Origin of the sequence: Symmachiella macrocystis (genome assembly GCF_007860075.1) — a bacterium.
Classification (GTDB): Bacteria; Planctomycetota; Planctomycetia; order Planctomycetales; family Planctomycetaceae; genus Symmachiella; species Symmachiella macrocystis.
This window is the reverse complement of sequence record NZ_SJPP01000001.1, coordinates 4,576,864-4,591,199: the sequence shown is the minus strand read 5'-3', so window position 1 is coordinate 4,591,199 and position 14,336 is coordinate 4,576,864. Positions and strand designations below refer to the sequence as shown.

Annotated in this window: 12 protein-coding genes; 8 read left to right on the top strand and 4 right to left on the bottom strand. The window is 55.1% G+C overall.

What is annotated here, in order from left to right:
* Positions 1-563 precede the first annotated feature (563 nt).
* Both CA54_RS17860 and CA54_RS17855 read left to right on the top strand, forming a co-directional pair.
* Positions 564-2,021 (top strand): DUF4339 domain-containing protein, encoded by a 1,458-nt coding sequence (locus CA54_RS17860; RefSeq protein ID WP_146372161.1) that lies wholly within the window; start codon positions 564-566, stop codon positions 2,019-2,021.
* 7 nt (positions 2,022-2,028) lie between these two features.
* Entirely contained in the window at positions 2,029-3,132 is a 1,104-nt protein-coding gene (locus tag CA54_RS17855) for a Gfo/Idh/MocA family protein (protein ID WP_146372160.1), read from the top strand.
* Positions 3,133-3,545: 413 nt separating this feature from the next.
* Here CA54_RS17855 and CA54_RS17850 read toward each other — a convergent pair whose 3' ends face one another.
* The gene (locus CA54_RS17850) at positions 3,546-5,201 is read right to left on the bottom strand and encodes an NAD+ synthase (protein WP_146372159.1); all 1,656 of its coding nucleotides are present in this window, start codon (positions 5,199-5,201) and stop codon (positions 3,546-3,548) included.
* 486 nt (positions 5,202-5,687) lie between these two features.
* Between CA54_RS17850 and CA54_RS17845 the strand changes: the two genes are divergently transcribed.
* Entirely contained in the window at positions 5,688-5,942 is a 255-nt protein-coding gene (locus CA54_RS17845; protein WP_146372158.1) for a hypothetical protein, read from the top strand.
* A 184-nt stretch (positions 5,943-6,126) separates the two neighbouring features.
* Here CA54_RS17845 and CA54_RS17840 read toward each other — a convergent pair whose 3' ends face one another.
* Positions 6,127-6,531, bottom strand: coding sequence for a hypothetical protein (locus tag CA54_RS17840; RefSeq protein ID WP_146372157.1), 405 nt, complete (start codon positions 6,529-6,531; stop codon positions 6,127-6,129).
* A 276-nt stretch (positions 6,532-6,807) separates the two neighbouring features.
* Between CA54_RS17840 and CA54_RS17835 the strand changes: the two genes are divergently transcribed.
* Together CA54_RS17835 and CA54_RS17830 are read left to right on the top strand one after the other, a co-directional pair.
* Entirely contained in the window at positions 6,808-7,749 is a 942-nt protein-coding gene (locus CA54_RS17835) for a DUF1559 domain-containing protein (protein WP_146372156.1), read from the top strand.
* A 162-nt stretch (positions 7,750-7,911) separates the two neighbouring features.
* Positions 7,912-9,393: an outer membrane protein assembly factor BamB family protein gene (locus CA54_RS17830; RefSeq protein ID WP_146372155.1), complete on the top strand. Its 1,482-nt coding sequence runs from the start codon at positions 7,912-7,914 to the stop codon at positions 9,391-9,393.
* Positions 9,394-9,409: 16 nt separating this feature from the next.
* On the opposite strand, the gene CA54_RS17825 is transcribed toward CA54_RS17830, so the two are convergent.
* The gene (locus tag CA54_RS17825) at positions 9,410-10,258 is read right to left on the bottom strand and encodes a hypothetical protein (RefSeq protein ID WP_146372154.1); all 849 of its coding nucleotides are present in this window, start codon (positions 10,256-10,258) and stop codon (positions 9,410-9,412) included.
* Between the two features lie 190 nt (positions 10,259-10,448).
* Between CA54_RS17825 and CA54_RS17820 the strand changes: the two genes are divergently transcribed.
* Positions 10,449-11,456, top strand: coding sequence for an OmpA/MotB family protein (locus CA54_RS17820; protein WP_146372153.1), 1,008 nt, complete (start codon positions 10,449-10,451; stop codon positions 11,454-11,456).
* A gap of 196 nt (positions 11,457-11,652) precedes the next feature.
* Here the strand turns inward: CA54_RS17820 and CA54_RS17815 are convergent, their stop codons facing one another.
* Positions 11,653-12,123, bottom strand: coding sequence for a hypothetical protein (locus CA54_RS17815; protein WP_197532539.1), 471 nt, complete (start codon positions 12,121-12,123; stop codon positions 11,653-11,655).
* Positions 12,124-12,435: 312 nt separating this feature from the next.
* On the opposite strand from CA54_RS17815, the gene CA54_RS17810 reads away from it, so the two are divergent.
* Together CA54_RS17810 and CA54_RS17805 are read left to right on the top strand one after the other, a co-directional pair.
* Complete coding sequence (locus CA54_RS17810; RefSeq protein WP_146372152.1) at positions 12,436-13,239, top strand: hypothetical protein; 804 nt, start codon at positions 12,436-12,438, stop codon at positions 13,237-13,239.
* A 367-nt stretch (positions 13,240-13,606) separates the two neighbouring features.
* Positions 13,607-14,272, top strand: a complete 666-nt coding sequence (locus CA54_RS17805) for an FHA domain-containing protein (protein WP_146372151.1) — start codon at positions 13,607-13,609, stop codon at positions 14,270-14,272.
* Positions 14,273-14,336 lie beyond the last annotated feature (64 nt).

The window sequence follows — 14,336 nt, the reverse complement described above, 5'->3', positions numbered from 1 at the left end:
GACGACGACCGGTCGCTGATTTGAACACGTGTGTGCTTTTATGAACTGCGGCGCCGCATCACCGACCTGCTTGGCAACGTTTGTAACGCTGCACAAGGCGGACTCATTGACAAAACGGCATATGTTGATTGTACTTCCTGAATCAAGCCGATTGCAAGCATCAATTCGACAGAGCTAAGGACTGCGAAGTACTATTTTTATGCAACTTGCATGGCAATCAGCGGCCGCGAAGCGTATTGAATGACACAGCTCTCATTTTCAATCTATTGATCACCGCGGCATTGCGCTTGACCCCTCTACCCAGTCCACCGAAGATAGTTGATATTGCGTTGCTATCGACACATTTTAGCGATTTTAGTGGCAGTGATCAGCTTACTTCGGTAGATAATAGGATAGCTTTGCCCTCCGCTACCTACCGGCATTGAGAACCGAAGTTGTGTCATCGTTTTAAACTGCAAGTCGCCTCAGCGTATCCGGCGTCTTATTCAAACAGCAAACGCACACTAGCCTTCGAAATTGCCCGATGGTGAATCGTCGCCTTATGAACGGGCCTGGGATTCAATATGTCCGAGAAATGGTTTTTCAATCGTCAGGACGGTTGTGGGGTTCAAGGTCCGTTTCAATTGGACCACATCACGAACCTATTTCATCAAGGTGAATTGGAACCGAACCATCTTGTGCGGTGTGGTGCGATTGGACAATGGGCGTCCCTTGATGATTGGAAGTGGTTCTACAATCCCAAAGATGGCAGCGGTGTGCACGGACCGGTCACGCGCATTCAACTCGCAGAGTTTCTGGAAGCGGAAGAGATTACCGATAAGACCGAGGCACGAGACGGAGGGCTGGGCGAGTGGCAACCGTTGTCCGTAATTTTGGGAGATGCTGCGGCACTGTCTGGTGAGTTAGCGACAGGTGAGACAGCGACCTTGGCGACGTCGACCAACCTCGAAGATGATGACTTTGAATTGAGCATGAAAACCACCGCTCACGACAATCCCGAACCGTCGCCGGAATTGGAAGCGATCCCGGATGAAGGTGTCGGACCGGACGATGACCTTTGGTATTGTGATCTCTCCGGGCAGTTAGATGGTCCCCTGCCCTGGTCGCGCGTGCACAGTTTGGCCTCGATGGGACGGATCAAACGGTCGGACAAAATTCGCCATGCCTCGGACGTCTATTGGAAAATTGCCGAAGAGTTTGAGGGGCTGTTCCCAAAATCGGAACCATCCGTGACGCAAGTCCCCGCCGCTGATTCACCGCTCCTCGAGCCAGACCCATTGGCCGCCGAGGGCGACACAGAAACACCCGCGGATTCGCGTTTCGAGAATCCCAACCTCGATGAGGCTCCGAACGCGCCATTAGACGCTAAAATGACGGATTGGCTCGACCAGGAAACGGCCGAGCCCGAACCATCGACCGATCCCATTGTGGAGCCCGCCATAGAGGCTGCGATCGCGAGTGCAGCTGGTGAGAATCGTCGCAGAAACAAAGCCAAGGCTCGCCGCGCCGCATCGACCAAGCCACAAAAACCGTCCACACCCAAGCCTCGCCGCTCCTGGTCTCCGCGCTTTGACTTTGCTGCACTGTTCACTGCAGCACGCATGAAGACAATCGTTACTGTACTCGGCGTCGCGGCGTTGGTTGGTGGCGGTTACTTCTTGTTTGGCATGAGCCGGGCGCAAGACCTTAGTGCTTATGCCGCCTATCAGTCGTTTTGGAAAGACTATAAAGACCTGCGCGCTCAGAATGCATCTAGTTTGGAATGGGCCCAACTCAATGCGCGCGTGAGACAAGGGATTGGCCCGTTGGTGGAACAATTGGAGGGGACGGCATCGTCTAGTCGGACTGCGGAACAAGCGCTGCTGTATGTTGGACGCGACTGCATCCCCAAAATGATGGCCGAAGGCCGTAGCCAACCTTGTGAAGCCGAGAAGTATTTTATCCAGCATTTGGAAACCGTCCGTAAGAAGATGCCGGAGGCCGACCTCCAAGTGATCAGTCCCGACCCTAATTTTGAATAGGCCCCTGATGGAATTGCAGCCTGAGTTGGAATATGAAATTCCTCTCGATGACGGACTTGATCAATGGGGCATTGGTGTCGTGGGGTCGGGGTTTATCATCAGCGACTGTCATTTGCCCGCTTATCGGGATGCGGGTTTTCGCGTGCTGGGAATCAGTTCACTCCGCGAAGCCCGCGCGCGGGAGGTCGCGGCACAGCGCACTATCCCGCGAGTGTTCGCCAACTTGCGGGCTATGCTCGATGATAGTGATATCCGGGTGATCGACATCGGCGTCCCCCCGCAGCATCAACCGGACATCATCCGCGAGATCGTAGAGCACGGCCGACATGTACGGGGAATCTTGGCGCAAAAGCCGCTGGCGATGAGCTATGCCGCTGCCCGTGAGATGGTGCAAATGTGCGCCGACGCAGGAATCACCTTGGCGGTCAATCAAAACATGCGGCACGACCAATCGGTGCGGGCGTGTCAGGATTTGCTTGATCGAAAACTGCTGGGCGATCCCGTATTGGGCACGATCAACATGCGGGCGATTCCGCATTGGATGCCTTGGAGCGAACAGTTGGATTCGCTGTCGACGTACGTGATGTCGATACATCACCTCGACACGTTTCGCTATTGGTTCGGTGATCCGACGCGCGTCATGGCTAGCACGCGGACCGATCCCCGTACCCAGTTTTCGCACACGGACGGCATCAATCTGTATATTCTCGAATTCCCCTCAGGCTGCCGCGCGAGCAGTTGGGATGACGTTTGGACCGGCCCCGCCCGCGAAGGGAGCGCCGCTGACATTGGGATTTCCTGGCGCGTCGAAGGGACCAAGGGGCTGGCCCGCGGCACGATCGGCTGGCCCAGTTATCCCGAACGTACCCCCAGTACATTGGATTACACCACCACGGCGGCCGAGGAATGGATCTGCCCCCGTTGGGACAAAGTCTGGTTTCCCGATGCCTTCCGCGGCACGATGGGCGAATTGTTGATGGCCTTAACTCACGATATAGAGCCGAGCATCTCCGGCCAAGACAACTTGAAGACGATGGCACTCGTTGAAGCAACATTCGCAGCAGCTCGCGACCATCGCGTGGTTGAACTGGCGGAAATTCTGGAGACGTAATCCGGCAGTCTGTTGTGCTACGGGTGTTACTAGATCATTGAATAAGGGTGCCACTGGCGGCTAGTCCGCTAGTGCAAACCGGATGACTTGCAAAACACTGCTGGACAAGCCAGCAGTGGCACCCGGCGGGAGAAACGCCAACAGTTGTGGAAACACCATCTGACCTTCGAACATTACGCGGCTCCTTTTTGCCAGAGAGAACAAAAAGGATGGCGACATCACCCCCGTGAGTTGAAGTCGTGCGCGCCTGAAAATTGCCGAAAGTGTTGAATTTCATAGAGAGTTACGACAAGAACCAAAGAATTAAACCGGACAGTTGTGGGCTTGCCCGCCAGTGTAAACCGGATGACCTGCTAAACACTGCTGGACAAGCCAGCAGTGGCACCCGGGTTCGGAGTTGATGCAATGAGCTGCTAGGGGAACTTGGCGGCCATGGGCATGCGGCGGCCGCTGCCGAAGGCTCTTTGGGACAGTTTGATGCCCGGCGGCATTTGGCGGCGTTTGAATTCGTTGCGGTCCAAACGGCTCGCGACCCACTGCACAGTCTCGGGCGGAAACTCTCTGCTGAGGCTGGCGACCGAGCGTTCCTGCTCGATCAGGCCTTCCAAAATCGCATCCAGCACGGGGTATTCGGGGAGTACATCTTGATCGAATTGATCGGGGGCCAATTCGGCGCTGGGTGGCTTGGTGATGATGTTTTCCGGGATCACTTCGCGGCCTTCGACGACGTCGTTGATATACCGCGAAACTCCATACACATCGCGTTTGAACACGTCGCACAATACGGCGAACCCGCCGGCCATGTCGCCGTACAGCGTGCAATAGCCGACTGCCAATTCGCTCTTGTTTCCGGTCGCCAAGGGTAACCAGCCGTAACGATTGCTGCGGATCATCACCATCGCACCGCGAATCCGCGCCTGTAGGTTTTGATCGGGCAAGCCACCGGGATCAGAGGTCAAGTCGTCTCCCACAACCGGCGTCCCTTCATACGCGCGATGCACGTCATCAATCGGGATAATCTCGTAATTGATCCCCAGCAACTCGGCCATCTTCTTTGCATCATCCACACTATGATCACTGCTATGCCGGCTGGGCATCAGCAGCGCGTGAACATGTTGTGGCCCCACGGCTGCAGCGGCGATGTAGCAGGCCAGCGCGCTGTCGATGCCTCCCGATAGCCCTAACACGCATTCCCGGAATCCGCATTTTCGGGCATAGTCGCGCAGGCCCATGACCAGGGCGTCCAATAACCGTTTCTCGCGGGGCGGATTGATCAACTCCATTTTTGCGGGAAGCTGCTCCGAATCGAGCAGCAAGCGATCGGTTTCGAATCCGTCGAGGTGCGCCACCATCTCGCCGGCGGCGTTCATCACGAAACTGTTGCCATCGAAAACCAAATCGTCATTGCCGCCAACTTGATTGACAAACAGATACGGCCGCTCGTGCCGTTGAACGTGTTCGCGGACCAACTGCAGCCGGCGATTTGGTTTGTCAATTTCAAACGGACTGGCCGAGAGATTGATAAACAGATCCACCCCAGCAGCGGCCAGAGAGGCGACCGGATCATGTTGATGCGCCAACTCGTGTCGATACGTCGGTTCGGTCGCATGCCACCAAGCATCTTCGCAGATATGTACACCCAGTTTTAGCCCGGCAAACTCGATCGGCGCTGTCCCGGGGGCAGGAAAGAAATAACGTCGTTCATCAAAGACGTCATAATTCGGCAGCAAGATTTTTTGCGCCGTGCCTACAATCGTCCCGCCATGCAGCAGGCTCACGCAGTTAGCAACACGGCCTTCGGGGACCCCCTGGGGATCAGGATGCCCGACTAGTACGCCCAGGTTGAGATCGAGTTCCTGCGCCAGTTGTTCGACCGTACGGCGGCAAACGGCGGCGAAACCTTCGCGGAGCAGCAGGTCCTTGGGGGGATAGCCGGAGATGATCAATTCCGACGTGACCAACAAGTCAGCACCGTCAGCAACAGCGCGCTGGGCCGCCTCTTTAACCAGAGCCGCATTTCCGGCCAGATCGCCGACCGTGGGATTGAGTTGTGCAATCGCAATTTTCATCGCTGTATCTATCGCCGCAGGTGAGAAGAGTTGTCGCAATACCGGACGATGCGAGTATAATCATTGGCAGAAGTCGGCGACAGCGACTCAGGCCGCATCGAAACCAGAGGACGAATCATGACGGAACCGGAAAAACGTCGCAGCTTTGCTTGGGTCTGGTGGACGATCGGGCTGCTGCTATTTTACGTCCTGTCTATCGGACCCGTTGCTCGAATCGAAATGGAGCTATTTGTTGCAGGGCACGATACCGCTTGGATGGAATCGATCGGAAGAAATTTTTATTGGCCAATCGGATACTGCGCGATGCATAACGACACGGCGCTACGAATACTCCTTAGATATTACGATTTGTGGGGCGTTGAAATAGTTAGATGAGCGGAAGGATTGAAGGCACGCAATTGAACAGTTTTCACGAAATTACAGTTCAGTCGCTACCCTCCGTTCGACCGAACCAGCTTGACCGTGCTCAACAGGAAGGAACTGCTCATGAACGACGAAAAACAAAAACGCCGCAGTGGTTGGTATAGGTGGGCGCTTCTACTGCCGGTGATTTATGTGTTGTCGGTTGGGCCGGTCACTAAGATTTGCGTTGAAATGGAGCAGGCGCATCTAAATACCGAATGGATAATACCAATTTACAACTTATTCTATGCGCCGCTACTTTGGGGCAACAGAAATAGCAGTTGGGTGGATCAGTTTTTCGATTGGTATATCGACGATTTGTGGCAGGTCTATTCATAGTCGCGTTCGGCTTTGGAATTTACCAAGAATGGGAAACCCGCCGCGATCTGTTGGAAAACCCTTGCGACGCCCTCGGACAGCGGTAGACTGAATGGTGGACATAAAATCCACACAAACCTTACAGCCCCGCCTAAACCATGCTCTCTCGGCCTCGCAAACACCAACGACCACGCCTCTCGCCGCGCTACAATTTCGCGCGGTGCTTGGTTGTCGTCGTGACGCTGTCGGTGGTTTTGGCTAACTGGCTGGGTATTGATCGGATAGAATTGGCAACGGCGGCGGACGGGAATTCGCTGCTTGGTGTCGCCTCCTCCTGTTGTTGTGCGAAACGGGGCAACGTCTGTCGTTGTGGGACCGGGTGTTGTGGACGCGCGGCCAAACCATTGGCAAAGTCAACGACGACGAAATCACAACTGGCGATCCGCTTGTGGCTCAGTTGTCCCCGACAAGGAACCGATGGCCTGAGGTCACCCCAGTCCCCCGACTGGATCGTGGAGACAGGTTTGCCCGTGCCGGCAAACATCGAGTGGGCTGAGACGGCATTACCGTCAGTACACGGGCCATCGCTGCGAGCGATCGAGCCGCCCACGCCCCCGCCGCGCGACTGCTAACGCGCCCATTCCCATGGGGAACGCTCTCACTCAACGGGTGCCACTGTTGGCTTGTCCAACAGTGCTTCTCGCTGCACGATCTGTCGCACACTTCAAACGAAGTACGACAATCGAAGCACGACATTCCCCGTTTGACTTCGAGCCCACCGTTACTACGACCGTTCGTCGGTCCGCCGTGCGCACTGAACAGAAGCGCTACGCACCCCACAAAGACACGCGGACCTGCTCCGCACTGCATACAGAGGAAAGAATTCATGTCTACACACAAACGACTGCGCCACAAGCGCGGATTTACATTGATCGAACTTCTGGTGGTGATCGCCATCATTGCCATTCTTATCGCACTGCTCTTACCGGCCGTTCAACAAGCGCGCGAAGCGGCGCGGCGGACCTCGTGCCGGAACAACCTGAAGCAAATCGGGATCGCCCTGCACAACTACCACGATGTGTTCAGCACATTTCCCCCGGGATACATTGCTGAAGGGGTCACCGCTGACGACGGTGTGGGAGCCGAAACGGGATCGGGATTTGCCTGGTCGGCGCTGTTGTTGCCCTATCTAGAACAACCCGCTGTTTTTCAGGGATTGGATTTTAATGAGAACTCCACTGAACCTGACAACGTCCTCATGGGACTGACACCGTTGTCGGTTTTCATTTGTGCTTCGGACGATGTTCAACCACAGTTCGACGTCAACGATTCAACAGGCACCTTGATTGCTCGGGTTGCTTCTTCGAATTATGTCGGCGTCTTCGGCTATGGCAGCGTCACGATGAATCCCGGCAAGGGCACCGGCATTTTGTTTCGCAATAGCAGCGTTAAAATCCGGGACATCACGGATGGGACGTCCAATACGCTGGCTGTGGGAGAACGGACGCACGATCTGACTGAATCGACATGGTACGCCGCACTCCCCGGCGCAACGGTGAACGCCGGCATGGCGATGATGCCGATGATGACCGAAGGCTCCTCGCATTTGGTGTTGGGACACGTCGGGCAACCTTCAATGGGCATGATGCCGGCAATGGAACATACGCCGAATCAATCGGGCCACATCGTCAATTTCTGGAGCCGCCATACTGGGGGAACGCATTTTCTTTTCTGTGACGGTTCCGTTCGATTTTTGGGAGAGAACATGGACTATCCCACCTACAAGCATTCCGGCATCAAGAATGACGGCGAGGTCGTCTCGTTCTAACACCGGTCCCTAACCGTTGATAAAAACCTAAAAACGGCCTCGTGAATCGGTACTGCCCGGTTCACGAGGCCGTTCGCGTTTTATGCCTGGCGATGCTTCACCATTGTGTTGACGACGATGGCGGCTTAGGATCGATAGCGAACATCACACAAGGAGTCATCCATGCATCGAGTTTTTCGCTCTATTTGTCTCGCGGTTGCCGTACTTTCCACATGCGCACTTCATGCGGAGGACTGGCCGCAATTTCGCGGGCCGAATTGTAGTGGGATTTCGACAACCACCGCGACGTTGCCCGTCGAATTTTCAGAGACGGAGCATGTCCTTTGGTCAGACGAAATTGGCGAAGGGGTCGGGTCGCCGGTGATCGCCGCCGGACGATTGTTTGTGACAGCCATGGTCGACAAAGAAACCGTGGGCCTGCTCGCCTTTGATGCGAAAACCGGCAAACCGATTTGGAAGCAGACTTGGAAGACCGGTCCGCTGGCTGAAGTGCATGAAACCAACAGTCATGCCAGCACGACCCCCGCCGCCGATGCCGACCATGTGTATGTCTATTTTCCCACGATGGGCATGCTGGCATTCGACGCAGCCACCGGCGCGCAATTGTGGGAAAAGAAACTGCCGGTGCCGTTCTTTGTCTTCAAATGGGGACCGGCGATGTCGCCCGTGCTGTATAAGGATCTGGTCATTTTCTGTCAGGACGACGACCTGGCCCCGGCGATTTATGCTCTGAATAAAGAGACAGGCGAAATCGTTTGGATGGACGATCGCAGTGACATGGCGGTCAATTATTCACACCCTGTCATCTGCGAAACCGACCAGGGTGACGAATTGGTCGTTGCCGGGACCGGGAAGTTGATCGGCTACGATCCCAACAACGGCGAACGGTTGTGGTATGCCAAGGTGTTGTTGCGCAATATCAAAACCACACCGGTCTGCCAAAACGGCACGATTTATATCTCACTGCAAAGCGGCGGGATCGCCAATCAATGGTTGGCAACGGCCGATCAGGCAGAGACCGGTAACAGTGACGGCAAACTGACCCGCGAGGAGATGCAAGGGTTTGTCGGCGAGACAAAGATTCCCGAGTCGTTCTTCAAAAAGACTTTCGAACGCGGCGACAAGAACAAGGATGGTTTTCTTGAGGGGGAGGAACTCGACTATGCCTTCTTGCATCCCGACAACTTCGCCGGTGCCCGCTTTGATGCCGAAGAAGCCGGGGACCAATTTGTCCTGGCGGTTCGCGGCGGCGGACGGGGAGACGTGACCGATTCGCACGTGCTGTGGAAGCACAAAACCAAATACACCGACCACATCGTCTCGCCGTTCGTCCATGACGGCCGCATGTTTTTGATCAAAGGGGGCGGCATCACCACCGTATTCGATACGGAAGAGGGCAAGGTGCTCCGCCGCGCCAAACGGATCAGCAACACGAGCGAATACTTCGCATCGCCCATCTATGGCGACGGCAAAATCTATCTGGCAGGCGAAAACGGTTTTGTGGTGGTGCTAGCCGACGGTCCGGACTACGAGATCCTGGCCAAAAACGACATGGGCGACAGCATCGTCGGGACCCCCGCAATCGCCGAAGGACGACTGTATATCCGCACCCGCACGAAACTGATTTGCGTCGGCGACGAGTGAGCGAGTCTCGCCGTTGCTATTCCGTTCCCGGATTGCCGACTAATTTGTAGCCGCTCAACTTCGGCCGCCAATCGCCGATCTGCGCCGGGTCAGTTTTCATGTCTTTGATTACGCTAACCGTTTGGGCTCGTCCCCCTGTGTGTTCGATCCGGGTAGCGTAAGTCTGTAGTGACTCTTCGTCGATCAGGAGGTCGATTTGCTTGAACTCCTGTCGCAACCCCTCTTTTTTGGGGCGAGCAACTAGGCGGAACCCATTGGAATTCTTCTTACCCCGAAACCAATCATAATTTTTGAGCAGTTGCTCAGCTTTGATATGAGCGACCATATGAAACAGATAATGCGGTTTACTATTTATCTGCAAGTGATCTGTCCAGCTGGCAAAACCGGTCCTGAGTTCATCCGATGTCGCGGGATTTGTTTCCGGAATTGCAATGCGTTTATAGCTTTTCTCCTTCGTGTCAATTTGATTCAAATGCTTCCCATCCCAGTACCACAGCATTGGACTGGTCGGCCGCAGATCATACGGCAGTCCGTTGGGATCCTTCCCCGTGCTCGTTTCCTCGCTCTGGATGGGCATCGGTTTCAGTTCTAACAAGCCTTGATTCGGCTGCTGCACGACAAGCCTGCCGATGCCGCGTCGTTCGGTGAAAAACGTGTGATCGTAGACGTACCGCTCAAACTGAATCTCGACGACCTCCCCCTGGTGCGAAGCGGCTTCCCATTTTTGGAGCAGGTCAAGCAGTTCTGGCGATGTCGCGGCTGGTTTTTCTGCCGGCGGTTTTGCTGTTGGTTCTTCAGCGGCGGCGAGACTGGCGGCTGCCATAGAGAAGACGGCATAGTAGGAAACAATCCCTCGTAAGCGCATCGGGGCGTCCTCCGAATGATGACTTGTGCTAAATGCGGGGAAAGTCTATCTCCATGCGGTCAGACCACCAAGGCGAGATTACCAGCCTCTCAAAACCGACTGTCCGGGTGTGCACCTCGCCGCTCTGAGGTTGCAGCAAATTTGATCCGGCGATACACTCCCGCCCCGCACAGCGGCCCGGAAAAACGGATTGCCCTCTCATAATCTCGCCGATGCCGACAGCGGACTCTCATCTCAGATTCACCCCCTGCTCTCCATTCTATGGTTGTCGTGCCTGCTGCCGCGATTGGCAGTGGATTATGACGCGCGCGGCCTGGCTGTTTGCCGGCTGCGGAATTTTGTTTGTCCAAGACTTTTCATTGGTGCGGCGATGATCTCCCTCTCCAAAACTCAACTCAGCACGTTGTTCATGGCTTTAATCCCGCTGTATGTTGTGGGCTGTACTGTCGCCCCGCCACGCATCTCGGGATATCCCACAGGCGTTCCGCCGGCGACGCATCAAGCCCTGCAACAACAACAGGCCAACTTGATGGCCCGCTATGAAGAATTGAACGCGCGCACCGCTAGTTTGGACGCTGATAACCAGCGACTGCAAGCGCATCTTGCCCAGCAGCAACAACAGACGTCAAAGATGCAAGCCTCGTTGCAACAGAGTCGAGACACGGTCGCGGATCTACGGGATGAACTGACCATCGAACGTCGCAACCAAGGCTCGTATGCCGGCCAAGGTGCGCTGCCTTCGACCGAAGTCGGTTATACCCCCGCCGGGAATCTGCCGTTGGCCAACATTCCTGGTGCGGATGTCAATCAAGATGGCGGCGACGTACGGATTCGTCTCGACGGCGCCCAATTGTTTGCCTCAGGAAAGGCGTCGATCAAAAACACTTCGCAAAACTCGAAACTGATCGACGATGTCGTCTCGACGATTCAGTCCCAATACCCACAACAGCGCGTGACCGTCGAAGGACATACCGACTCCGACCCGATTCGCCGTAGCAGTTGGAAAAACAACGAAGAACTCTCTCTCGGTCGCGCACGGGCGGTCTATTATGCCCTACGAAAACGGGGGCTCTCGGAAGCGCAGTTGTCGGTCGCCGGATACGGTTCCTCGCGTCCATTGGCGGACAACAATAGCCCAGCGGGAAAAGCCCGCAACCGCCGTGTGGAAATCGTCATCCACGCCCAACAGCCTCGTTAAAAACGGTGCAGCGCAAATCTGATAATGCAGTTGCCAGACTGAAGTAGCGGGCTGTTACTGGATCTACCCGTGCTTTATTAGTCGTTCCCTGATTCTGATTTGCACTGGCAAAGCCAGTGGCACCCCATTTCAATCTGCAGTTGGCCCCAACGACGCGCTTCGCCATTGGGGCGACCAACACCTTTGGGCGCTGTTGCTATTTCGCTTCGGGCGATTTGACGACGCCCCACATGTTGCCGATCACTTCACCGTGACGCCAGGTCCCCGCGTATTGGCCTTCGTGGAAGAGAACGCGGCAGCTAAACGTTCCCAGTCCCGGAATGGCGACTTTGGTGAGCGAAATCATGGGCGTATCATCGGCCCATTTCACCGGTAGCGGCATGGGGATCGCCGGCTTATCGCCATACTGAAACGTGAACAGCCAAAATCCGTTGGGCATTTTCTTTAAGTCCACGATTTTATAGGTGTCCTTCTTCGGTTCGGACTCCTGGCCATCTTTGATCACGGAGAAATTCCCGATCAACTCCGCTCCCTTGAGCATCTTCTGAAATTGAGCCTCGTGTGGATTCAGTTCTTCCCCGGTCGGCGCCTCGTCGGCGGCTTGCAGCGCGAAACTGGCGAAAATGACGCCGGACAACACCGAGAGGCAGGCGATTTTAGGAATCATGATTTCTTTCTCCGTGAGATAAGTGGTCAGTATTCGTCGGGAATATTGGTAGGGGTCCCAGCAGGGCAGACACCGTAAGCTGTTTGGAGTCAATCAGTTGAGCGAATTTACCTGCAGTTAAAAGTGGTCGTGGCGGCGTCGAAACCTGTTGGGAACTTCAATTATTTTCCGGTCATCCCAAAATTATGGCCAATCGGGCTAAGAATCCAAACCAACCGGCGAATTACCTGTTGTCTGCTGGTCAATATCATAGCGGCTCAACGGAGCCGGGCCACTAGGACAAATGTTCCGCATATCAGAGGGAGAACAGAAATGATTAAGAAAGCAATTTTGAGTACAGCCGCTTTGGCGCTGGTCGGAACATTCGTCTTCGGCCGGGACGCTGCCAGTTACGTAAAGACCTCGGCCACGATGGTCAAAGATTCGATCCGATCGGAAGTTCCGCCGGAATTGGAAATCGAACGGGCACGGGATCTGGTGAACAATCTGCTTCCGGACATTCGTGACACGATGCGGCAAATCGCCGAAGCGGAAGTCGATGTCGAACATCGCACGGCTCAGATCATGCGAGATGAAGACCAATTGGCCAAGCAAAAGCAAGAAATGTTGGCACTGAAGAGTTATGTGCAAAACGGCGAAGAAGTACGCTACGTTGGCCGCACCTACTCGGAAGCGGAAATGAAGCAGGACTTGGCGCGACGTTTTGAGCGGTTCCAATTGGCCGAACAGACGTTGGAAAGTCATCGCAAGATTTTGAAGGCACGTGAGCAAGTCGTGATCTCGGCTCGCAGCAAATTGGAAAACATGATGGCTTCCAAACGCGATCTGCAAGTCAAGATCGAGAACTTGGATGCCCGCTTGCAAGCCCTGCAGGCTGCCGAAGCTGCTAGCGACTGCAACATCGACGACTCCCGCTTGTCGCGAGCCAAGCAATTGATTGCCGACTTGAACAAGCAACTGGATGTCAAAGGCAAGATGTTGGATGCCGAAGAACGGTTGACACCGATGATTCCGGTGCACACCGGTCCGATGGTTCCGGAAGACTTGAACGAACAGATCGATCAATACTTCCACCTGAATGAATCAGGCGACGCGACGGCTAAGACGGATGCCTAAATCTAAACTGGCTCTCGCCCCCCGGCAATTTGCTGGGGGGTTGGGGCCGTTCGGAGTTTGCTGAACGATTTTGCCACGCGCGGCGCTCGCCGGGTTTGCGGAAATGAGAAACATCCTCGGGTGGCCGGCTGCCCGGTTGCCCTTTTTTTGATGTGGCGGAAATTTTAGTCTGCTTGGAGCGTCAAGCCCCTGCTGAGCAGTGAGCCTCGCAAGAATACACGGCTCAGCAGGAGCTTCGCCCTCCCAGTGGCAGTTCTGGACGGGAACTTGCTGAACGGTTCTTGGGAATGTGGCGAATTTCCTTTGATGAAAATGATCCCCTGACCGGGGAAATGCGTTAAAATCAAGCGGAGTAGGACCGGTGGTCATGCAAGGAAACTTCGGTTTAGGAAACTCCGCGACGCCCGCAACAGCGGCGTTGGCTTTGGGTGGTGCCGATATGGATGGTGAGCGCTATATACTGTGGATTGACCGCGTCGGCGCGTTTATGTTGTGCCTGGGCGAGCGGGTTTCGTTGGGAGGACCGGTGTCTGGACCTCCCGCGGCCGATGTGGCCTTGTTGGCGAATTTGTCGCGGCGACATGCCGAAATCGTTCGCAGCGGCGAAGGGTATTACCTGCAGGCTGCCGCAGCAGTATCGGTTGCCGGGCGGACGGTGCACGAACAAACAAATTTAGCGGATGGGAATGAAATTCAATTGGGAGAGAGCGTCAAACTACGATTCCGATTGCCGACGATTATCAGTGGAACGGCGCGGCTCGATTTTGTCAGCGATCACCGCCCCTCGCGCGCTGTCGATGCGGTTGTGCTCATGGAGGACACGTGCATATTAGGCCCGGGAGCGGATAGCCATATACGTTGCTCGGGTTGGAATCAAACCATCCTGTTGCATCGCAGTAGCGGTCAACTGTGTTGTAAATCGCGATCAGACATTTATGTAGATAACCAACACGCCAAATCGAGCATGCCGCTTACAGACGGATCGATCGTCACCAGCATCGATGGACGGCTTCGGTTGGAAGCGGTGCAGTGAAGAGTTAGTGGACGACAACCGGATTGTGAGCAAGATCAAAGTTGATTAGCTGGATACATTGATA

Bases quoted from the DNA above. Each gene is read 5' to 3' on its own strand.
- CA54_RS17860 (WP_146372161.1), top strand. From the start codon at position 564: ATGTCCGAGAAATGGTTTTTCAATCGTCAGGACGGTTGTGGGGTTCAA.
- CA54_RS17855 (WP_146372160.1), top strand. From the start codon at position 2,029: ATGGAATTGCAGCCTGAGTTGGAATATGAAATTCCTCTCGATGACGGA.
- CA54_RS17850 (WP_146372159.1), bottom strand. From the start codon at position 5,201: ATGAAAATTGCGATTGCACAACTCAATCCCACGGTCGGCGATCTGGCC.
- CA54_RS17845 (WP_146372158.1), top strand. From the start codon at position 5,688: ATGAACGACGAAAAACAAAAACGCCGCAGTGGTTGGTATAGGTGGGCG.
- CA54_RS17835 (WP_146372156.1), top strand. From the start codon at position 6,808: ATGTCTACACACAAACGACTGCGCCACAAGCGCGGATTTACATTGATC.
- CA54_RS17830 (WP_146372155.1), top strand. From the start codon at position 7,912: ATGCATCGAGTTTTTCGCTCTATTTGTCTCGCGGTTGCCGTACTTTCC.
- CA54_RS17825 (WP_146372154.1), bottom strand. From the start codon at position 10,258: ATGCGCTTACGAGGGATTGTTTCCTACTATGCCGTCTTCTCTATGGCA.
- CA54_RS17815 (WP_197532539.1), bottom strand. From the start codon at position 12,123: ATGATTCCTAAAATCGCCTGCCTCTCGGTGTTGTCCGGCGTCATTTTC.
- CA54_RS17810 (WP_146372152.1), top strand. From the start codon at position 12,436: ATGATTAAGAAAGCAATTTTGAGTACAGCCGCTTTGGCGCTGGTCGGA.
- CA54_RS17805 (WP_146372151.1), top strand. From the start codon at position 13,607: ATGCAAGGAAACTTCGGTTTAGGAAACTCCGCGACGCCCGCAACAGCG.